Raw genomic sequence first — 22,523 nt, 5'->3', positions numbered from 1 at the left:
CATCACGTCGGCTTTCAAAAAACTGACCTGACTTTTGTCTGCGCTCTTCACTACTATGGCGCTCATGAGCCATCGAAACCGCCAGCAGCCAGCCGTCGTCCCCGAACCGGTGCGTCGTATCGAGGCCGGCCCGTGGGCGATCGAATTGCTGCCCGGCGCCGCCTACGCGACGCGTTATGTGGCGGCGCAGTCGGCCATCGGCTTTGCCTTCGACAGCCAGCGCGGTGTACACGCGATCGGCAGCGACCGGGTGCGCCCCTTTGATGCGCTGCCCAATGGTCTGGCGTTTGTGCCCGTCGGCTGCGACGTGATGTCCGAGTCGCCGGTGGGTGGCGAGTATCTGCGGGTCATCCGCAGCGACGGCATCGCGCTGGCAGGTGAGCAGGCGTTCAACAATCGCATCGACCCGCAGGCCATTGACCTCGCCTCGCGAATGCGCCGTGCGATGCTGAATGCCTCAGTGGACGATGACTGGGAAACCTGGGCGCTCGCCTTGGCCGAGCGCGCCGAAGGCAAAGACACGTTGTTGCTCCAGGGCTCGATCACCGGCAGTCGAATGCGCCTGCTCGACGAGTTCATCGACGCCGGCCTCGACGGCCCGCTCGGCCTTCAAACCATGGCTCAACTGCTGGAATTGTCCGAAGGCTATTTCATTCGCGCCTTCAAACAAGCGACCGGTAAAAGTCCCCATAGCTACCTGATCGACCGACGCCTGGCCCGGGCCCGGGCGCTGATGCGCGACTCCCGCGCCAGCCTGTCGGAAATCGCCCTCGCCTGCGGCTTCAATTCTCAGGCGCACATGACCAGTGCGTTCAAACAGCGACTTGGCGTGAGTCCGGCGCAACTGCGCAGATATCGAACATCGATATAGCCTCAAGCAAGATCAATATTCCAAAAACGAAGTACAAACAATTTTTATAGTGCGTTTTAATCTAATCAGATTTTTTCTGACTGGAGCACTCGTACGTGAAGACCCCGGCACTATTGACCCTCGGCCTGGCATTGGCCGCTAGTTGCTCTGCCGCTTTCGCGGGGCCCATCCTTGATCGTGTCACGCAAAAAGGTGAGCTGACCGGCGTCCTGATGGAGAGCTACCCGCCCTTCTCTTTTCTCAATGATCAGAACCAACTCGACGGCTTCGATGTGGATGTCGCCAAGGCTGTCGCCGAGCGTCTTGGGGTCAAGCTGAAACTCGAAACGCCGTCCTGGGACGTGATTGCCGCCGGGCACTGGAACGGTCGTTACGACATCTGCGTGTGCTCGATGACGCCGAGTAAGGCGCGGGCTGAAGTATTCGATTTCCCGGTCGAGTATTACCAGTCACCGGCGGTAATCGTGGTCAATGCAAAGGACAAGGACATCGTCACGGGCAAGGACTTGTCCGGCAAAAAAGTCGGCGTGATCAGTGCGTCGACTTATGAGGCCTATCTCAACAAGAACCTGGTCATTGAAGGCGCCGAGGACAAGCCGTTGAGCTACCCGTTCGACAGTGTCCAGGTCGCGCCGTACGACAACGAAACCGTCGCCTTCCAGGATCTGGCACTGGGCACCGGCGTGCGCCTGGATGCCATGGTCACCAACCTCATCACCGCCCGAGAACGCATCGCCCAGGATCCGCGCTTCAAGATTGCCGGAGATTCACTGTATGCCGAGCCGAACGTGGTAGCGGTCGAAAAAGGCGATCCGCAATGGAACGCGAAAGTCACCGAGGTCATCGCGCAACTCAAGACGGACGGCACGCTGAGCAAAATATCCCGCAAGTGGATCGGTTCTGATATCAGCCAATGACAGCCCTCAATCCTCATCCGGCCAAAGCCACCGTCATCCCGGAAAAACAGCCGCAGGTGATACGTCAGCTGTTCGGCTTTCGCACTCGCCTGTACCTGACATGGGCGGTGCTGTTGGGCTTGTGCGTGCTGTTTTTCATGCGTTTTGATCTGAAGTTTTCGATCATTCTGGAAAAGTGGCCGAACCTCGTCGGTCTGCATCTGGGGCCGAACGGCTTTTTGCAGGGGGCCGCGCTGACGATTTTCCTGTGCGTGTGCTCGATCGGGTTTTCGTTGTTGCTGGGTTTTGTCACGGCGCTTGCGCGTCTGTCGCACAGCGCTGTGGCGTTCGGCATCGCGAGCTTCTACGCCTCGTTCTTTCGCGGTACGCCGTTGCTGATCCAGATCCTGTTGATCTACCTGGGTCTGCCACAACTGGGCATCGTCCCGGGGGCGATCAGCGCCGGGATCATCGCCCTCTCGCTCAACTACGGCGCCTATCTCAGCGAAATTTTTCGCGCCGGCATCCTCGCGGTTGCCCCAGGGCAACGTGAAGCGGCAGCTGCGCTAGGCCTGAGGCCGACCGCGACGTTCATCCACATCATCCTGCCGCAAGCCATGCGCACGATTATTCCGCCGACCACCAGCCAGTTCATCTCGATGCTCAAGGATTCATCGCTGATCTCGGTCATGGGCGTCTGGGAAGTGATGTTCCTGGCGCAGTCGTACGGGCGCTCGTCCTACCGCTACATCGAAATGCTCACCACCGCAGCCGTCATCTATTGGCTGTTATCCATCGGTCTCGAACTGATCCAGCATCGCCTCGAACGCCATTACGGCAGAGGCTTCAAGCATCAGCGATGACCCGCCCGTTCAATGATTTTCCTGCAGGAACCAAGATGTCCGATCCTAAACCTCTGCTGTTTGCACTCTATGAACAAGCCAGTGTCGGGTGTGGCGGTGCGCCGAGCCTCTGGACCCACCCGGCTGACGAACGACTGGCGATCAACTCGCTGGGCTATTGGTCGAACCTGGCGCGGATTGCCGATCAGGCTCACCTCGACATGCTGTTCTTTGGTGATGTGCTGGGTTTCTACGATGTGTTCGGCGGCAATGCCGATGCAGCCATGAAATGGGCCGTGGAAGCACCGGCCAACGATCCGCTGATGATCATTCCGGCCTTGGCTGCCGTGACGGAAAATCTGGCGTTTGGCGTCACTGTGACCACCAGCTATGAACATCCGTTTACCCATGCCCGGCGCTTCAGCACGCTGGATCACCTGACCAATGGCCGGGTCGGCTGGAATATCGTCACGTCTTACCTGTCCAGCGCCGCTCGCAATTTCGGGCTGGAACAAATGATCAAGCATGATGATCGCTATGAGCGCGCCGAGGAATTTCTCGATGTGGCCTACAAGCTCTGGGAAGGCAGTTGGGCCGACGACGCCGTGGTCGCCGACAAGGCGCGCCAGCTCTATGCCAGAGGTGACCGGGTGCGCCCGATCAATCACGAAGGCACACATTATCGGGTGGCCGGCCCTCATTTGACCTCTCCCTCGCCACAACGCACGCCGTTGCTGATCCAGGCGGGCTGGTCGGGACGGGGTCGCGAGTTTGCGGCCAAACATGCCGAGTTGATCTTCATCGCCAAATCCAACCCGCAGGAAATCCGTCAAGGCCTGGAAGACATTTGGGCCAAGGCCCAGGCACGCGGCCGTCAGCGTGAAGATGTGAAATCACTGACGGTGTTGCGCATCGTCACCGCCAAAACCGAAATCGAGGCCCAGCGCAAATACGACGAGTTGCAAAGCAACTATCACTTGCAGGCACAACTGGTCAGCTACGCTGGAGATACTGGCATCGACATCAGCCGCTACGCCGACAGCGATGCGCTCTCGACGCATACCGAAGGCCTGACCTCTTACGTGATGCGCCCTGATGGCAGTGGCAAGCCGCTGACGGCGGGTGATGTCAAACAGCGCTTCGCCAGCGTCACCCGTGGCAGCGACCTGATTCTCGTCGGTACACCGCAACAAGTGGCTGATCGCATCGAAGAGCACGCGCGAATTTCCGGCACCAGCGGCTACATGCTCAACCCGCTGATCAGCCCCGGCAGCCTTGAAGACTTCGTCGAACTGATCATTCCCGAGTTGCAGAAACGCGGCTTGTATCGCACCGAACCTCAGCGCGGAACGTTTCGCTCAAGGCTGCGCGACGATGGGTCGAGTCACTTGCCGGCCTCGGCTTATGGGGCATCGTTTCGCTTCGAAAAATCGCAGTAACACCTACCGCCAACAGCAAAAACGAAATCAGTGGTGAATTTTTTCGTATCCACTTGTATCTGATCAGGAAGAAGCCGTGCCATCAAAGAGATGGCATCGGCTAAGGCAAACCGCTCTGGTTCAAGCTTCTTCGCGCCTTTCGGTTTGCACAACAACAGATCAGATGCAGAGTGAATCCCATGGAATCAAAGGAAAACGTCAGCCCGATCAGGCTGAAAGACATCACCATTGTCGACGACGCCAAGATGCGCAAAGCCATTACGGCAGCAGCGCTGGGCAACGCGATGGAGTGGTTCGACTTCGGCGTCTATGGCTTCGTTGCCTACGTGCTCGGCAAGGTGTTTTTCCCCGGTGCCGATCCCGGCGTGCAGATGATCGCCGCACTGGCGACCTTCTCGGTGCCGTTCCTGATCCGGCCGCTGGGCGGCCTGTTCTTCGGTGCGCTGGGTGACAAGTACGGACGACAGAAAGTCCTGGCGGCGACCATCGTGATCATGTCGCTCAGCACCTTTGCCATCGGGTTGATCCCGTCCTATGCCTCGATCGGCATCTGGGCGCCGATCCTTCTGCTGCTGGCAAAAATGGCTCAAGGGTTTTCGGTCGGCGGCGAATACACCGGGGCCTCGATCTTCGTCGCTGAATATGCGCCGGATCGCAAACGCGGTTTCCTCGGCAGCTGGCTGGACTTCGGTTCCATCGCCGGTTTTGTCCTCGGCGCGGGTGTGGTGGTGTTGATTTCCACGATCATCGGCGAAGAAAAATTCCAGGAATGGGGCTGGCGACTGCCGTTCTTCCTTGCCCTGCCGCTGGGCATGATCGGGCTCTACCTGCGCCACGCGCTCGAAGAAACCCCGGCGTTCCAGCAGCATGTCGAGAAGCTTGAACAAGGTGACCGAGAAGGCCTGGCCGGCGGCCCGAAAGTGTCGTTCAAAGAGGTCGCGACCAAGCACTGGCGCAGCCTGATGACCTGCATTGGCGTGGTGGCGGCGACCAACGTCACCTATTACATGCTGCTCACCTACATGCCGAGCTATCTGTCGCACAACCTGCACTACAGCGAAAATCGCGGGGTGCTGATCATCATCGCGATCATGGTCGGCATGTTGTTCGTCCAGCCTGCGATCGGTTTCATCAGCGACAAGATCGGCCGCCGTCCCTTCATCATCTGCGGCAGCATCGGGCTGTTCATCTTCGCCATTCCGGCGTTCATGCTGATCAACAGCGGCAAGATCGGCCTGATCTTTTCAGGCTTGCTGATACTGGCCGTGCTGCTCAACTTCTTCATTGGCGTCATGGCGTCCACCCTTCCGGCGATGTTCCCTACCCACATCCGCTACAGCGCGCTGGCCGGAGCGTTTAACGTCTCGGTGCTGATCGCCGGTCTGACCCCGACCGTCGTGGCCTGGCTGGTGGAGAGCACCCAGAACCTGTACATGCCCGCCTACTATCTGATGGTGACCGCCGTGATCGGTCTGATCACCGGTGTGACGATGAAGGAAACTGCGAACAAACCTCTGCGAGGCGCTACACCGGCAGCCTCCGACATCGAGGAAGCGCGGGAGTTGTTGCAGGAGCACCACGACAACATCGAACAGAAGATCGAAGACATCGACGCCGAAATCGCAGAGTTGCAAAGCAAACGCGAGCATCTGGTTCAGCAGCATCCGCGAATCGAATAACGATATAAGGCGTTGATCGGGCAACAGGGTGGAATTCAAACGCGCTTCTGTGGTGTTCTGTTCGTCAGGAGCCGGTCGTTTATCTGCCGGCTCACGCCTATTCAGCAGCTGACGATGAGGTTCGTTTCATGAGCAAGACGCCTTACGTACCACCCAGGGTCTGGACCCACAGCGCGCCGTCCGGCGGCCAGTTCGCCAACATCAACCGCCCGATTGCCGGACCGACTCACGACAAGGCACTGCCGGTCGGCAAGCATCCGTTACAGCTGTATTCGCTGGCCACGCCCAATGGCGTCAAGGTCACCATCCTGCTCGAAGAGTTGCTGGCGCTCGGGCACACCGGGGCCGAATACGACGCCTGGCTGATCCGCATCAACGAGGGCGACCAGTTCTCCAGCGGCTTTGTCGAGATCAATCCGAACTCCAAGATCCCGGCACTGCTGGATCGCGGCGTCGAGCCCACCATCCGAGTTTTCGAGTCCGGCTCGATCCTGCTTTACCTCGCCGAAAAGTTCGGCGCCTTCCTGCCCACCGATCTCGCAGGCCGTACCGAAACCCTGAACTGGCTGTTCTGGCAGATGGGCGCGGCACCCTATCTGGGCGGTGGCTTCGGGCATTTTTATGCCTACGCGCCGGACAAGCTCGAATACCCGATCAACCGTTTCACCATGGAAACCAAGCGTCAGCTGGATGTGCTCGACCGACGCCTCGCTGAAAGCCCTTACCTTGCCGGCGACAACTACACCATCGCCGACATTGCCGTCTGGCCGTGGTACGGACAACTGGTGCGCAACAACGTGTACGGGGCAGCCGAATTCCTGTCGGCTCACGAATACACCCACGTGCAGCGCTGGGCCGAGGAGATCGCCAACCGGCCTGCGGTCATTCGTGGGCAACGCGTCAACCGCACCTGGGGTGATGAAGCAAGCCAGGTGCCGGAACGACATGAGGCTGATGATCTGGGCTGAGCAACCCAAAGAACCCGCACCCGATAACAAAAACCAAGGGGCACTCACCGTTCATGAACATTCTCTACGACGAGCAGGTCGACGGCGCCCTGCCGGACGTCGATAAAGCTGCGCTGTTGCAGGCACTGCACAACCAGTGGCCGACGCTGGAAGTCCTGCATCAGCGCGAGGATCTCGCACCGTACGAATGCGACGGCTTGTCCGCCTACCGCACTGCACCGTTACTGGTGGTCCTGCCGCGGCATCTCGATGAGGTGCAGGGTGTTTTGCGAATCTGTCATGAGAGAAACGTGCCGGTGGTGGCCCGGGGTGCCGGCACCGGACTATCCGGCGGCGCGTTGCCTCTGGAGAAAGGCGTGCTGCTGGTAATGGCACGCTTCAACAACATCCTGCACATCGACCCGGCCGCCCGCACCGCACGGGTTCAGCCCGGGGTGCGCAATTTGGCGATATCCCAGGCTGCGGCGCCGTTCGGTCTGTATTACGCACCGGATCCGTCCTCGCAGATCGCCTGCTCCATCGGCGGCAATGTGGCGGAAAATGCCGGCGGCGTGCATTGTCTGAAATACGGTCTGACCGTGCACAACCTGCTCAAGGTTGAGATCCTGACGGTCGAGGGCGAACACCTCACGCTCGGCTCCGATGCGCTCGATTCCCCCGGCTTCGACTTGCTGGCGCTGTTTACCGGTTCCGAAGGCCTGCTGGGCGTTATCACCGAAGTCACGGTCAAACTGCTGCCCAAACCTCAGACCGCCAAAGTATTGCTGGCCGCATTCGATTCCGTGGAAAACGCCGGCCGCGCCGTGGCCGACATCATTGCCGCCGGCATCATTCCCGGCGGCCTGGAAATGATGGACAACCTGGCCATCCGCGCCGCCGAAGACTTCATCCACGCCGGCTACCCGGTGGACGCCGAAGCCATTTTGCTCTGTGAACTCGATGGCGTTGAAGCCGACGTCCACGATGACTGCATCCGCGTCCGCCAGGTGCTGGAGCACGCCGGAGCCACCGAAGTGCGTCAGGCAAAAGACGAGGCCGAGCGCGTGCGTTTCTGGGCCGGACGCAAGAATGCCTTCCCGGCCGTGGGTCGTTTGTCGCCGGATTATTACTGCATGGACGGCACCATCCCGCGCCGCGAACTGCCCGGCGTGCTGCAAGCCATTGCGCAGTTGTCCGCCGAATACGGCTTGCGGGTGGCCAACGTATTCCATGCCGGCGACGGCAACATGCACCCGTTGATTCTGTTCGACGCCAATCAACCCGGCGAGCTGGAACGCGCCGAAACCCTGGGAGGAAAAATCCTCGAGTTGTGCGTGAAGGTCGGCGGCAGTATCACCGGCGAGCACGGCGTGGGACGGGAGAAAATCAACCAGATGTGCGCGCAGTTCAACAACGATGAGCTGACCGTGTTCCACGCCGTCAAAGCCGCGTTCGACCCCGGCGGCCTGCTGAATCCGGGCAAGAACATCCCGACACTGCACCGCTGCGCCGAATTCGGCGCCATGCATATTCACGCCGGGCAACTGCCCTTTCCCGAGCTGGAGCGTTTCTGATGGTCCGAGAAAAGGATGTCGACGACAGCCTCGCGCTGCTCGATCAGGTCAATCAGGCGTTGCAGGACGCCACGCCACTGCGGATTCAGGGCGCCAACAGCAAGGCGTTTCTGGGGCGCATCGTCGCCGGAGAAATCCTCGACACCCGCGCCCATCGCGGCATCATCAGCTACGACCCGACCGAACTGGTGATCACCGCACGCTGCGGCACACCGCTGGCCGAACTGCTTGAGGTGCTGGACGCTTCACAACAAATGCTGCCGTGCGAACCACCGGCCTTCGCCGACGACGCAACGGTGGGCGGGATGATCGCCAGCGGACTGTCGGGTCCTCGGCGTCCGTGGTCCGGGTCGGTGCGGGATTTCGTGCTCGGTACGCGGATCATTACCGGTCATGGCAAGCACCTGCGTTTTGGCGGTGAAGTCATGAAAAACGTCGCCGGTTATGACCTGTCGCGACTGATGGCTGGCAGTTACGGCTCGCTGGGGGTGATTACCGAAGTCTCGCTCAAGGTTCTGCCCAAACCGCGTGAGTGCCTGAGTATCAGTCTGGAAATGGACAGCGAGCGGGCCTTGCAACGCCTGGCGGAATGGGGTCAACAGCCGTTGCCGATCAGCGCCGCGTGCCACGATGGGCAGCGTCTGCACTTGCGTCTGGAGGGCGGTGAAGGCTCGGTGGCGGCGGCCCGTGATCGTCTCGGTGGCGAAATGCTCGATGGCGCTTATTGGTCAGATCTGAATGAACAGCGCCTGGATTTTTTTGATGAAGACCAGCCCCTGTGGCGCCTGTCGGTGCCGAACAACACCTCGCCGCTGGCCTTGTCCGGCGCACAATTGCTCGACTGGGGCGGCGCCCAGCGTTGGCTCAAATCAGGTGCCGACGCGGCACTGATTCGCCAGGTGGTTTCGGCTGTTGGCGGGCATGCGACCTGCTACAGCCATGGTTTGATCGACACGCCGTTCCATCCACTGTCGACCGCCCTCCTGCACTATCACCGGCGTCTCAAGCAACAGCTCGACCCTCAGGGCATCTTCAACCCCGGTCGCCTGTACGCGGAGCTTTGAGCCATGCAAACCACTCTCAGCGAAGAAGCCCGACAGCTACCCCGCGCCGAAGAAGCCGAGAGCATCCTGCGCAGTTGCGTACACTGCGGCTTCTGCAACGCGACCTGCCCGACCTATCAGTTGCTCGGCGATGAGCTCGACGGCCCACGGGGGCGCATCTACCTGATCAAGCAGGTGTTGGAAGGCAACGAAGTCACCCGCAAGACTCAACTGCACCTGGATCGCTGTCTGTCCTGCCGCAATTGCGAAACCACTTGCCCCTCGGGTGTGGACTATCACAACCTGCTCGATATCGGCCGCGCGGTGGTCGATGCGGCCGTGCCGCGTCCCATCGGCCAACGTGTGTTGCGGGCAGGTTTGCGTGGCGTGGCACCCAATTCCTCTCTGTTCAAGGGACTGCTCGGGGTTGGCCAGATCTTCCGCGCACTGTTGCCCGATACTCTGCAAGCCAAACTGCCGCGCAGCACCTCTGCAATCGCACCCCGTCCGGTTTCGCGGCATGCCCGCCAGGTGTTGATGCTCGAAGGCTGCGTGCAACCGGGTTTGTCGCCCAACACCAACGCGGCGGCAGCACGGGTGCTGGATCGATTGGGGATCAGCATTACACCAGCGCGATATGCCGGCTGCTGTGGCGCCGTGGACTATCACCTCGACGCCCAGGCCGCCGGACTCGACCGCGCCCGCCAGAACATCGATGCGTGGTGGCCGGCCATCGAACAAGGCGCCGAAGCGATCGTGCAGACCGCCAGCGGCTGCGGCGCGTTCATCAAGGATTACGGGCACTTGCTCTGCACCGATCCGGCCTATGCCGAAAAGGCGAAAACCGTGAGTGCGCTGGCGAAAGATCTGGTTGAAGTGTTGCGTGAGGAGCCGCTCGAATCCCTTGGTATTCACGCCGATCAACGCTTGGCCTTCCACTGTCCCTGTACCTTGCAACACGCACAGAAACTCGGCGGCGCAGTGGAGTCGGTGCTGACCCGGCTGGGCTTCAACCTCACGACCGTGCCGGACGCCCATCTGTGTTGCGGCTCGGCGGGCACCTATTCGATAACCCAACCGGCGCTCGCCCGGCAATTGCGCGACCAAAAGCTCAACGCCCTGGAAAGCGGTCATCCAGACGTCATCGCTACCGCCAATATCGGCTGCCAGGCCCACCTCGACGGCGCGGGACGCACGCCGGTCAGGCACTGGATCGAGCTGGTGGATGCCGGGTTGCCCTTGGTGAGCGAGGCGTAGGATTGCTGGCGGCGCTCAAACGATGGGCGAAAAAAAACCGCCTTTGCGGGGCGGCTTTTCGGTAGGCCTCAGTTTGCGGCTGGGGCCTGTTGTGTCTCACGGACAACACTGACGTGCGGGAATACTATTAATCTTTGGTACTCGTTGCAACGTTATTTTGCGTGCATTGAGTGACGTTATACGAAAACAAGGGTAGCCCTGACGCGTCTTTATCACAACGAGTCATGCTGACAGAAATAACGAATTACAAAACACACGAAACCTTTCTCCATCATCCTCAAAATCTCGCCACAAGACAGGTTAATATGCCGACGCTCACTCGCCAGTGCGCCTATGAGGTTTGGCTGGAACCATAACGGTTTCATGCCCTTCGACACGGTTTTGCACCCGTGCCGGAATGATGGCTCGGAGGGATTACAACCGGCCGCCTCATGGACAACATTGACGTGCATGTCCGAAGGCACACATGATCCGGTAAGTGCGCTGGAGGTTTGGCCCCCGACCTGGAGGCCAAAACGTATGAAGCTTTTGCTGCGTACGCTGAGCCTCGTATGGAGATCGTTTCAAGCGTTTCGCTTTTACGAGTTCCTGCGAGACCACTTTGACAACCTGAAGTAACGGTTGTCGATGCGGGAAAAAGCCCGTTTTGGCTTCGGCTGAAACGGGCTTTTTTTGTTTTTAATACTGTCATTTGTATGATTTTTATAAAATCATTCCTACTCAGCTGTAAGGCATTTCGCTGACACCTGTCATCCCGACCTCCCCCTCACCGTCAGTTATGAGCTAATAGCCCCTTCATTAAACCGTCGCTGAAACGTTGTACTAGGATAGGATCCAATTTCCTGATTTGCTGTCGCCGGGCATGGAGCTGTTTTCCGGTGGTTCAGGAACACGAGTACCACACTGCAACTCATGGATGAACGACATGAACTCACAGCTGTTTCCTCACATTGGCAAGGTCATCGCCAGCACTGGCAGCCGACATTTCCCACGGATGCTGCATGACCTTATCCTGACCCAACTGGCGGTGGACGCCACGCACATCCGGCAGATGCGCGTGGAACCGGTCGGACGCGCACAACCGCGCAGTGAGCCCGAATGTATCAAGGAAGCGCCACTGCCGGCTGAAACGGTGTATTCCGAGCTGAGTACTCTGCCGAGTGCCAATGATTTGCCCACTCCCGAACCCTCGACGGTCACCGATGCCTCGCAATTGCACCTGACCCGGCGCAAGGACGGTTATCGCTATGTGATCTCGGTCTACCGTTGCGGCCCGGCAAAACGCTTTTCCGCCCACGAGCGCAGTTTGTTGCAGGACATATCTCCAGTGCTGCTGCCGATGGTCGAGAAACACATCAACGCCCTGCAACCGGCGAACACTGACGCCCAGGGACAATCTCAGGAGCAATCGGATTCAACCCTGCTGGGCCTGGAAACCCTGCGCCTGCGCTTTTGCGAGCGCGTGGAGCAACTGGGGCTGAGCTTGTCGAACCGCGAAATGGAAGTGTGTGTCGGCCTGCTCGCCGGGCGCACCGCGCCTGAACTGGCCGAGCAGTTGCAACTGAAGGTCAACACCGTGGAGAGCTATCTCAAGCGCGCTGCGATCAAACTGGGTATCAGCGGCCGTCACTCGCTGATGCGCTGGATGTACTCGCCAAAGGACTGCCCGGCAGCCTGCGGTCCGTCTAACGCGGCCTGACCGTTCATACGCCTGTAACGAAACCGCCCTCCTGCAAGGGACGGCGGTTTTTTCCCGCCCGTTTCAATCCCGGGCCAACGCCTCGATCGGATCGAGCCGTGACGCATTTCGCGCCGGCACAAAGCCGAACACGATGCCGATCAGGGTCGAGCAGAGCACAGCGGTAAGCACCGAAGTCATCGAGAACACCATTTCCCATTCCTTGATGAACAGCGAGAACAGGTGGCCGATGGCGTAACTCAACGAGATACCGATGGCGCCACCCAGCAGGCAGACCATCACCGCCTCCACCAGAAACTGTTGGCGAATGTCCGACTGCCGAGCCCCGACCGCCATACGGATGCCGATTTCACGGGTACGCTCGGTGACCGACACCAGCATGATGTTCATCACGCCGATGCCGCCCACCACGAGGGAAATCACCGCAATCAGCGACAGCAACAAGGCCAGTGAGCGGCTGGTTTTCTGTACGGTCTGCATCACGCTGTCGAGGTTGTTGGTGAAGAAATCCTTGGTGCCGTGGCGCTGCAGCATCAGTTTGTTGACGTTGTCTTCCACCACCTTGCTCGGCTGGCCGTCCTTGATCCGCACACTGATGCTGTCCAGGTAACGCTGGCCCAACAGCCGTCCGGCTGCGGTTTCATAGGGCACCCAGACGTTGAGCGACTTGCTCGCCGAGAAGATGTTTTTGCTTTCCGCCGCCACGCCGATCACCGTACATGGCAGGTTGCCGATCAGGATCACCTGCCCCAGCGGATCGACGCCCTCGCCGAACAACCGATGGCGTGTGTTGTGATCGATCACCACCACTTGCGCCTGACGCCGTGCATCGCTTTCGCTGAACGGGATGCCCGCCTCCATCTTGATCCCGCGCACCTGAAAGTACAGATCGCTGACACCGTTGACCTGCGCATCGAGGTCGATGTTGCGATAGCGCAGCAACAGATTGCGCCCGACCACCGGCGTGGCGCTGTCGACGTAGTAGAGCTGATTGAGTGCCGTGACGTCGGCGGGCACCAGGGTTTCGATGGCCGCCGAACGACTGTCGCCGAAACTGGTGCCGGAATAGATATCGATGGTGTTGCTGCCAATGGCCTGAATGTCTTTCAACACATACCGCTTGGCGCCTTCGCCGATGGCCGAAATCGACACCACCGAGGTGATGCCGATAACAATCCCGAGCATGGTCAGCAAGGTACGCATCCGATGGGAAATCAGTGCGACCCAGGCCATGTTGAACGCTTCCTTGAACAACCCGAGGCTGGCCACCAGACGCCGCGCCGCCGTGGACTTGGGCGGTACCGCGTCCTCGTTGGTCAGCGCCGTGGTGTCGCGTTCGTTGCGGCGGTCACTGAGGATTTCGCCGTCGCTGACCTCGATGATGCGCTCGGCGTTGGCCGCGACCTTGGGGTCGTGAGTCACCAGAATCACCGTGTGCCCGGCGGCGTGCAGCTCCAGCAGAATGCGCATCACCTCCTTGCCGCTGGTGGTGTCGAGGGCGCCGGTCGGTTCATCCGCGAGGATCACTTCGCCGCCGTTCATCAAGGCCCGGGCGATACTCACCCGCTGCTGCTGACCGCCCGACAGCTGACTCGGGCGATGCGTCAGGTGCCCTTCCAGCCCCAGGCGTGCCAACAGCTCACGGGCCCGGGCATGACGCTGGGGCTCCGGCGTGCCGGCGTAGATCGCCGGCATTTCGACGTTGTGCATCGCACTCAGGTGCGGCAGCAGGTGGTAGCGCTGGAAGATGAAGCCGAAATAATCGCGGCGCAGTTCGGCCAGCGCCTGATTGTCCAGGTCGCGTGTTTCCCGACCGTTGATCTTGTAGCTGCCGGCCGTGGCGTAGTCGAGGCAGCCGAGGAGGTTCATCAGGGTCGATTTGCCGGAGCCCGAAGCGCCAATGATGGCGACCATTTCCCCGGCATTGATTGTCAGATTGATGTTCTTCAACGCGAGAAATTCACGGTCACCCGCAGTGAAACTACGGCTGATGCCGGTCAGTTGCAGCAGAGGTTCGGTCATGCTCATGCTCATGCCCCTGCCACTTTCGCCACCGGATCACCGATCACCACCCGGTCACCTTCGGCCAGACCGCCGTTGACCTGCACCTTGACGTTGTTGTTGATGCCGGTCTGCACGTTGCGCGATTGCGCCTGGCCCTTGGCGTCCAGCACCCGCACCGGGAAACTGCCGTCGTTGTTGCGCGGCCCCAACGCGGCCACCGGTATCGTCAGCACCGATTTGGCCGTGTCGAGCACCACCCGCACTTGGGCGGTCATGGAAATACGCAGGCGATGGTCCGGGTTGGGCACCTCGAACAGTGCGTTGTAGAACACCGCCGTGTTCTGCTTCGGTGTGCCAGCAGGCGGCGCTTCAAGGAAGTTCTGCGGCGCAGGGTCGGTGCCGCGCAGCTTGCCGTAGTAACGCTTGTCCTCGCCCAGAATGGTGAAATACACCTCCTGCCCCGGCGCAATGTGAATGACGTCGGCTTCCGACACCTGAGCCTTGACGGTCATGGTGTCCAGGTCCGCCAGTTTCAGCAGGATCGGCGCCAGTTGGTTGGCAATCACGGTCTGGCCTTCCTGGGTGACGATGCCCACCACATCGCCGTCGATGGGCGCGACGATCCGCGTGTAGGCCAGATTGACCTTGGCGGTGTCGATCTGGATATGCGCGCTCTTGATCTGCGCATCCAGCGACAACAGATTGGCCTGCTGCACTTCGTAGTTCGATTGCGCGGTTTCAAAATCCTGCCGCGAGATAGAGGCGTCTTCCTGCAGATTTTGATAGCGCTCGTAAATCGCCTTGGTCTGCCTGACCTGAGCCTGCGTCGCCCGGCGCTGGGCTTGCAGGTTTTCCTCGTCGACCTGTGCCTGACGCAACGTGTTCTGCAGCACCAGCGGGTCGATTTCCGCCAGCCACTGGCCCTTCTTGACCTTATCGCCGACCTTGACCTTGAGCGACTTCAATTGCCCCGAGACCTGGGCACCGACGTCCACCTGCTTGATACCTTCCAGCAAACCGGTGGCCAACACCGCGTTTTCAATGTCACCGCGTTCGACCGTGGCGGTCAGATATTGCGGCGCTTCGGCCGGTGCCTGCACCGTGTAGAACACCAACCCGGCCACCAGCGTCAACGCGATACCCAGACCGACTTTGCGCAACTTCGACTGTTCCATAAATGACCACAATTCCGTTCAGGGTTGAGCCCGGCCAGCGGCCGGGTTCCAGGATAAAGACTTTAATCAGGACAACACTTGACCCGCCGCTACCGTCAGCCCGTCATGCCACCACGCCGCGAGGCTGAAGACGTTGGGCGCCTTGAGAATCGTGAAGTGGTTGCCCGGGCCGTACCACACCGCCAAATCCCTGGCCTCACGCTGCCAGCCTTCAAGCATCGCCGCCTGTTCACGCTGATTGCCCGACGCGTCCAGCGTCGGGTCGTCCACCAGCGCCAGACGCACCGCCCCGGTATAGGCCAACGCCGGTCGATAGACCGTGCGTAGCGCCGTAGCGAAGGTACGTACCGGGCCCTGCATCGCATCGGCTGAGGAGCGCTCCGACAGCACACCCGCATGGACCATCCCGTTATGCAGCAGGCGCATTTGCGTGGTGTCGTCAGCTTCGGCGAAGGCCAGCGCATCGATGCCCAGAGACTTGCCGCTGGACAGTTGCAGCGACTCAATGAGTCGCAACAGAGCCGCCGTCGTGGTGTACGGCTTGCCCACGACGCTGTTGCCGCCCGGTGATTCGCTGTCGATCAGGGTCAGGGACGCCACCTCGCGCCCCGCAGCCTGCAACTGCGCCGCCATGGCGTACGCCACCCAGCCGCCGAACGAATGCCCGATCAGATGCACCGGCCCTTGCGGGTACAGCTGCTCAAGTGCTCGAACGTAGAACTCGGCGGCACTTTCGACCCGGCTGTGCGGCACGGTCGCGCCGTCGAGGCCTCGGGGTTGCAGCCCATGAATCGGCCACTCCGGCCCCAGCGCCTCGGTCAGATGGAGGAACCCGGTGACACTGTCGCCAGCTCCCGGCACGCAGAAAATCGGCGCATGCCCGGTGTGACCGGTCTGGATCGTCAACAGCGGCTGATACGCCCGGGATTCGACCACTGCCGACGCCTGCAATGCCTGGCTGAGTGCCTGACCGAGCACCTGCACATGCGGCGCCTGCATCATGCTCTGGTGATCGCCCGGCACATCGATGCAGTTCAGGAGCGTGACCGATACTTCGTCTGCCCAGCCCAGGGTCGGGTGACGACGAGACAAGTCCGTCGGATGTTCCTGGGCCCGGAACAGATGCAGCGGCAAACCCAATGGATTGATCCGGTAATGCGCCAGCGCATGCCCGTGGGCGACTTCGCGGTCAAGGTAATGCCACAGGTCCTCCGGTTTAGCGGCCGCCATGTCCGGGTGCAGCAATTGCTCGTCCCGGCAGCGCTGCAACAGCGGCTGGAAGTCGATCTGTTCCAGTTCGGTGTGCAACACCGCCAGATGCGCCAGTGCGGCTTGTCCAGCATCACCAAGAGAGGCCGAGTACATCGTGCAGTGCTGCAACAACTGGCGCTTGTGCGCATGCTCGTCGCTCCAGCGCGCCTTTCCCTGATCGGTCAGGCGCGGCACGAAACTGTCGATCAGACCGACGAACGCCACCGTCTCATCCATGCCGAGCAACTGCATCGCCACTTCATAGGCCAACACCCCGCCGAACGACCAGCCGGCCAGGCGATAAGGCCCTTGCGGCTGCACCGAACGAATGATCTCCACCATGCGCGCCGCCAGGCATTCCATGGTGCGCAGCGGTGCCTTGCCGAGCGGGATGCCCGGCAAGCCGTAGATCGGGAAATCGCCCTCGATGTGCAGGCCCAGCGCCGGGAAGTACGCGTCCATCCCACTGAACTCATGCAGCAGGAACAACGGCGTGCCTGCGCCACCGGCACGCACCACGACCAGCCCGTCATCCTGCTGTTCAGCGCCTGTGCGCTGGCTGAGCAAGGTACCGAGCGACTCGATGCTGGCGTGCTGGAACAGCTCGGCCAGCGTCACTTCCAGCCCGTTCTGTTGCATCAGGTTGATCAGACGAATCGCCAGCAACGAGTGTCCGCCCAACTCGAAGAAGTTGTCGTGACGACCGACCTGTTCGACCGGCAACACTTCGGCCCAGAGCTGCGCCAGAGTCTCTTCCAGCGGATTGGCCGGAGTCTCATAGGCGCGGCTGAGCAGCGCGTCGTGCGCCGGAACCGGCAGGGCTCTGCGGTCGACCTTACCGTTGTTGTTCAACGGCAAAGCGTCGAGCTGCACCCAGGCCGACGGCACCATGTATTCCGGCAGGCGTGCTTGCAATTGACTGCGCAGACTGGCGCTGTCGACGCCATCCTCGGCCGTGAAATACGCCACCAGACGTATCGGTTCCTGGCCGTCCTGACGGGCCAGCACGATGGCTTCCTTCACTCCCTCACAGTTCAGCAGGCGGTTTTCGATTTCCCCCAGTTCGATGCGGAAGCCGCGGATTTTCACCTGATCGTCGTTACGGCCGATGCATTCCAGGTGCCCCGGTGCCAACCAGCGTGCGAGGTCGCCGGTGCGGTACAGCAGCGCTCCCGGTTGATCGCCGAACGGGTCTTGCAGGAATTTTTCGGCGGTCAGGTCCGGGCGATTCAAATAGCCCAGCGCCACGCCCTGGCCGCCGATGTACAACTCGCCGGTCACGCCCATCGGTACGGGTTGCTGACGGGCGTCGAGCACGTAGACCTGGGTGTTGGAGATCGGGCCGCCAATCGGCACGCTGTCGGCTGTTTCTGCCACTTCGCGCACTTCGAAGGTTGTGGCGTACGTAGTGGTTTCGGTCGGGCCGTAGCAGTGGACGATGCGCAGGTTGGGCGCCTCTGCCAGCAGGCGGCGGAAGGCGGCCGGGTCAGCGCGTTCGCCGCCGCACAACACAATGCGCAGCCCCATGAGGGCTTCAGGAATCAGCTGCACGTACTGGTTGAACAGCGCGGTGGTGACGAACAGGATCGTCACGCCGGTGCTAGCCAGCGCTCGACCGAAAGCGTGTGGATCAAGCAAAGTCGCGTGATCAATCACTACTACTCGCCCGCCGTTGAGCAGCGGCCCCCAGACGTCCATGGTGCTGGCGTCGAACGCTGGGTTGGAGGCGAATGCCACGCGGTCTTGCGCATTGAAATCCGCATAACCGTTGTTGATCACCAGTCGACCGATCGCCCGGTGCGGCACCATCACCCCTTTCGGCGTGCCGGTGGAGCCGGAGGTGTACATGATGTAGGCCAAGGATTCGGAAGACTGCGGCAGATCCGGGTTGTAGACCGGTTGCGCGCCTAGATCCAGTGCATCCAGATAGATCCGGCGCACAGCGTAATCAACCGTTTCAGTACTGAAGGTCAACAGCGCTTTCGCCCCGCAATCCTCGACCATGAACGCCTGCCGTTCGGCCGGGGCGTTGATGTCCAGCGGCACATAAGCCGCCGCGCACTTGCCGATGGCCAGTTGCGCAACCAGCAGATCCAAGGAGCGTGGCAGCAGGATCGCCACGTGATCGCCCGGCTGCACGCCCTGCCCGATCAGATAATGGGCCAGGCGATTGGCCCGCTCATTCAGCTCTTCATAGGTCAACGCCGAATTGCCATGCACAGCCGCCTGAGCTTGCGGATGCTTCGTCACCTGCTGTTCGAACAGACGATGAACCGTCAACGTCGCCGGGTAATCCCGCTGGGTGGCATTGAACTCGACCAGCAATTGCCGCCGTTCATCCCGCGGCAGGATCGACAACTGATCGATGCCCAGTTGCGGCGTCCGCTCCAGCGCCTGCAACAAGCTGTCGACCGCAAGATCCATGTAGTCGCAAATCCGCTCGGCGTCGATCCCTGCCATGGTCAACGCGGTCAGGCTGAAGTCTTCGCCCAAGTCATCGACGCTCAGGCTCAGGCGGTAGTTGCTGCGTTCTTCGGCATCGAGCAACTGCATGCCCTGCCATGCCGCCACGACTTCCGCGGACGGCGTGCCCCCGCCGCCACTGTGACGGTAATTGAACAACGCATTGAACAGCGGCGACCCCGGGGCCATGGCGCTGCAGCGTTGCACCAGCGCCAGCGGCGCGTGTTCGTGATGCAGCAGGCGGTTCAAGCGCTGATGGGTCGCCAGCGCGGCTTCCTTCACCGACTGCCCGCTCAAATCGATGCGCAACGGCAGCGTGTTGATGAACACGCCCAGCGCGCGTTCGGCACCTTCACCGCCGTGCAACCGGCCAAGCATGACCGTGCCGAACACCACGTTTTCACGCCCCGACAGTTGCCCCAGCACGCTGGCCCACGCCAGGTGCATCAGGCTGGCGGCGCTGATGCCCAGGCGCCTGGCCTTGGCCCTGACCCGCTGGCTCAGCACGGTGTTCAGCAGCCGTTGCGCATGCCCGTTGCCGCTGTCCGCAACAGAACCCTGGCCATACGGCAGGGTCGGTTCGTCGATATCGCCGAGCATGTCACGGAAGAACGTCTCATGTTCCTCTTCGCTCAGCCCAGAGCGCGTGCGGGCGACATAGGTGCGATACGGCACCGGTTCGGCCAGTTGCCGCACCTGACCGAGCAAGACAGCCTGCATCTCGTGGCGCAGTACCTCCAGTGCAATGTGGTCCATGACCAGGTGATGGAACAGCAGCAGCGCCACCACGCGCCGATTGACCGCATCCCAGCCATGCACCACGCGCATCAGCGGTGCCTGAGTGACGGCCATGCGGTATTGCCGGGTATCGAACCGGCTGCGCAACTGGCTCAATGCATCCGTTTCACTATCGTTCAATTCAACCGTTTCACAGACCAGCGACGCCTGACGCCAGACCACTTGCACCGGCTCTTCCAGACCGTCCCAGAACAGCGACGTACGCAGAATGTCATGGCGTTCGATCACGGCTTGCAAAGCTTCGGCGAACACCCGCAGGCGCGACTCATCGGCAAACGCAAACTGAGCCTGCAACACATACGGATCGCCCTGGGTTGCCGACAGGTGATGGAACAGAATGCCAGCCTGTAACGGTGCCAGCGGGTAAATGTCCTGCACGTTGGCCGCGCCGCCGGGAATGCTGGCGACGATGCGGTCGATGGCGGGCTGATCCAGTGCAACCAGTGGCAGCATGTCCGGGGTGATGTGTTTGCAGTCCGGCGCAATCCGGTTGGCCGGGATTATGGCCTCCGTCTCGTCGCCGACCGCAGCGGCCAGCGCAGCGAGCGTCGGCTGATTGAACAGCACGCGCACATCAGCCGTCAGCCCGACGTGGCGCATCCGCGCCACCAGGTTGACCGCCATCAGCGAGTGCCCGCCCAGTTCGAAGAAGTTGTCGTGGCGCCCTACTCGCTCCACTTTGAGCAGTTCGGCCCACAAGCCTGCGAGGAGAATTTCCACCTCGCCGACCGGCGCGTCGTACTCGCGGGTGATCACCGAAGCCTGATCCGGTGCGGGCAGGGCTTTGCGGTCGAGTTTGCCGTTGGGGCTCAGCGGCAGCGCATCGAGGTATACGAACACCGCTGGCACCATGTAATCCGGCAGATCCTCCAGCAGATGACCGCGCAGCACGTCGATTTCCAGATGGGCGCCGGTGTAGTAGGCGACAAGGCGTTTGTCCCCCGGCACGTCTTCACGGGCCAGCACCGCCGCTTCCTGCACGCCGCCGATGTCAGTCAGGCGTGACTGGATTTCGCCCAGTTCGATGCGCAGGCCGCGGATCTTCACCTGATCGTCGTTGCGGCCCAGGTATTCGATGTTGCCATCGGCCAGATAACGGGCGACGTCGCCGGTACGGTACATCCGGCCGTTCGGCTGGAATGGATCCTGAAGGAAACGTTCGGCGCTGAGTTCAGGACGGTTCAGGTAACCGCGAGCCACTTGCACGCCGCCGATGTACAACTCGCCGACCACGCCTTGCGGCACCGGTTGCTGCTGGGTATCAAGGATGTACATGCGGGTGTTGGCGATTGGTTTGCCAATCGGCGTGTTGTCCGGCGTTTGCTCCAATGGTCCGGCGCAATCCCACGCCGTGACGTCCACCGCCGCTTCGGTCGGGCCGTAGAGGTTGTGCAAACCAGAGTCCGGCAATTGTTGCTTGAAGCGCCGTACCAAGCTGCCCGGCAACGCTTCGCCGCTGCACATCACCTGACGCAAACCGTTGCAACGAGTGGTGTCGCCATGGGCGAGGAACACGTCGAGCATCGACGGCACGAAGTGCAGCGTGGTGATGTGTTCGGCTTCGATCACTTCGCTGAGATAGAGCGGATCCTTATGCCCGCCCGGACGGGCCATGACCAATCGCGCGCCGGTCATCAGCGGCCAGAAGAACTCCCACACCGACACGTCGAAGCTGAACGGCGTCTTTTGCAGGACCGAATCTTCAGCCGTCAGACGATAAGCGTCCTGCATCCACAGCAAGCGGTTGACCACCCCTGAATGCTCGTTGATCACACCTTTCGGCTGGCCGGTGGAGCCTGAGGTGTAGATCACGTAGGCCGTGTGCTGCGGGGTCAGTCCATCGACGGACAAGTTATCGGCCGACAGCGCTTGCCAAGTGTTGTGATCAAGATCGACCACCGGCACCGACACCTCACCCAGCAACGCGCGGGTCGAGCCTTGCAACAGTACTGCCGACGGCGCGCTGTCCTCCAGCATGTAGGCCAGACGCTCCAGCGGATACGCCGGATCCAGCGGCACATAACCGCCGCCAGCCTTCAGAATCGCCAGCAACCCGACTACCATCTCCAGCCCGCGCTCGACGCAGATCGCCACCCGCGCATCCGGGCCAACACCCAATCCGCGCAAGTGATGCGCCAGTCGGTTGGCCCGAGCGTTCAGCTCGGCATAACTCAGTCGCTGTTCGCCGAAAAGTACCGCCACAGCCTGCGGCGACCGCAAGACCTGCGCCTCGAACAAACCGTGAATGCTCTGTTGAAGATCGTAATCAACGTCAGTGGCATTGAAGTCATGCAGCAAGTGCCGACGCTCATCCTCCGCCAGCACCTCCACCTGCTCCAGCACCGCCTGATCATTACTGACCATGGCCTGCAACAGCTGCTGCAAGTAAGCGGCATAACGCTGAACTGTCGACTCATCGAACAACGCCGTGGCGTATTCCAGCGAACCCCGGATCACGCCTTGCGCCTCACCCAATGTCAGCGACAGATCAAACTTGGCGAAGTGACTCGGCTCGGCCACGCCTTCCAGCGTCAGGTCACCAAGGGCCAGCGTCGCGCCGCTGCCGCTGTCCCAGCTCAGCAACG

13 protein-coding genes (1 of these 13 cut by a window edge) are annotated in these 22,523 nt (G+C 61.1%); 10 read left to right on the top strand and 3 right to left on the bottom strand.

Translation table 11 applies throughout. The features are described 5' to 3' along the window. Window positions 1-55 precede the first annotated feature (55 nt). The 10 genes from JJN09_RS12005 (at window position 56) to JJN09_RS11960 (ending at window position 12,247) form a co-directional block, all read left to right on the top strand. Window positions 56-871, top strand: a complete 816-nt coding sequence (locus tag JJN09_RS12005; protein WP_249490796.1) for a helix-turn-helix transcriptional regulator — start codon at window positions 56-58, stop codon at window positions 869-871. 95 nt (window positions 872-966) lie between these two features. Continuing rightward, window positions 967-1,788 carry an ABC transporter substrate-binding protein gene (locus JJN09_RS12000; RefSeq protein WP_249490313.1) on the top strand — a complete coding sequence of 274 codons (822 nt, stop codon included), beginning with the start codon at window positions 967-969 and terminating at the stop codon, window positions 1,786-1,788. Further along, the gene (locus tag JJN09_RS11995) at window positions 1,785-2,630 is read left to right on the top strand and encodes an amino acid ABC transporter permease (RefSeq protein ID WP_249490312.1); all 846 of its coding nucleotides are present in this window, start codon (window positions 1,785-1,787) and stop codon (window positions 2,628-2,630) included. Before JJN09_RS12000 ends, JJN09_RS11995 begins: the two co-directional genes overlap by 4 nt. Window positions 2,631-2,665: 35 nt before the next feature. Beyond that, window positions 2,666-4,048: an LLM class flavin-dependent oxidoreductase gene (locus JJN09_RS11990; RefSeq protein WP_249490311.1), complete on the top strand. Its 1,383-nt coding sequence runs from the start codon at window positions 2,666-2,668 to the stop codon at window positions 4,046-4,048. A 179-nt stretch (window positions 4,049-4,227) separates the two neighbouring features. After that, window positions 4,228-5,727 (top strand): glycine betaine/L-proline transporter ProP, encoded by a 1,500-nt coding sequence (gene proP, locus JJN09_RS11985; protein WP_249490310.1) that lies wholly within the window; start codon window positions 4,228-4,230, stop codon window positions 5,725-5,727. 128 nt (window positions 5,728-5,855) lie between these two features. Continuing rightward, window positions 5,856-6,695 carry a glutathione-dependent disulfide-bond oxidoreductase gene (yghU, locus tag JJN09_RS11980; RefSeq protein ID WP_249490309.1) on the top strand — a complete coding sequence of 280 codons (840 nt, stop codon included), beginning with the start codon at window positions 5,856-5,858 and terminating at the stop codon, window positions 6,693-6,695. Window positions 6,696-6,748: 53 nt separating this feature from the next. Next, window positions 6,749-8,248, top strand: a complete 1,500-nt coding sequence (glcD, locus tag JJN09_RS11975) for a glycolate oxidase subunit GlcD (protein WP_249490308.1) — start codon at window positions 6,749-6,751, stop codon at window positions 8,246-8,248. After that, window positions 8,248-9,312: a glycolate oxidase subunit GlcE gene (glcE, locus tag JJN09_RS11970; RefSeq protein WP_249490307.1), complete on the top strand. Its 1,065-nt coding sequence runs from the start codon at window positions 8,248-8,250 to the stop codon at window positions 9,310-9,312. Before glcD ends, glcE begins: the two co-directional genes overlap by 1 nt. Before the next feature lie 3 nt (window positions 9,313-9,315). Then, a complete protein-coding gene (gene glcF / locus JJN09_RS11965; protein WP_249490306.1) occupies window positions 9,316-10,548 on the top strand; it encodes a glycolate oxidase subunit GlcF in 1,233 nt (410 codons plus the stop codon). 925 nt (window positions 10,549-11,473) lie between these two features. After that, entirely contained in the window at window positions 11,474-12,247 is a 774-nt protein-coding gene (locus tag JJN09_RS11960) for a helix-turn-helix transcriptional regulator (protein ID WP_249490305.1), read from the top strand. Window positions 12,248-12,310: 63 nt separating this feature from the next. Here the strand turns inward: JJN09_RS11960 and JJN09_RS11955 are convergent, their stop codons facing one another. From JJN09_RS11955 to JJN09_RS11945, 3 genes are all read right to left on the bottom strand, one after another. Beyond that, window positions 12,311-14,269, bottom strand: coding sequence for a MacB family efflux pump subunit (locus JJN09_RS11955; protein ID WP_249490304.1), 1,959 nt, complete (start codon window positions 14,267-14,269; stop codon window positions 12,311-12,313). An 8-nt stretch (window positions 14,270-14,277) separates the two neighbouring features. After that, a complete protein-coding gene (gene macA, locus JJN09_RS11950; protein ID WP_249490303.1) occupies window positions 14,278-15,426 on the bottom strand; it encodes a macrolide transporter subunit MacA in 1,149 nt (382 codons plus the stop codon). 66 nt (window positions 15,427-15,492) lie between these two features. Beyond that, window positions 15,493-22,523, bottom strand: partial view of a non-ribosomal peptide synthetase gene (locus tag JJN09_RS11945; RefSeq protein ID WP_249490302.1) — the 3' portion only. The gene runs 7,618 nt beyond the window's last position; the window shows 7,031 of its 14,649 coding nt (coding positions 7,619-14,649); the start codon falls outside the window, past its right edge; its stop codon occupies window positions 15,493-15,495.

This window comes from Pseudomonas sp. HS6 (genome assembly GCF_023375815.1).
GTDB lineage: Bacteria > Pseudomonadota > Gammaproteobacteria > Pseudomonadales > Pseudomonadaceae > Aquipseudomonas.
This window is presented reverse-complemented; position numbering and strand designations above follow the sequence as displayed.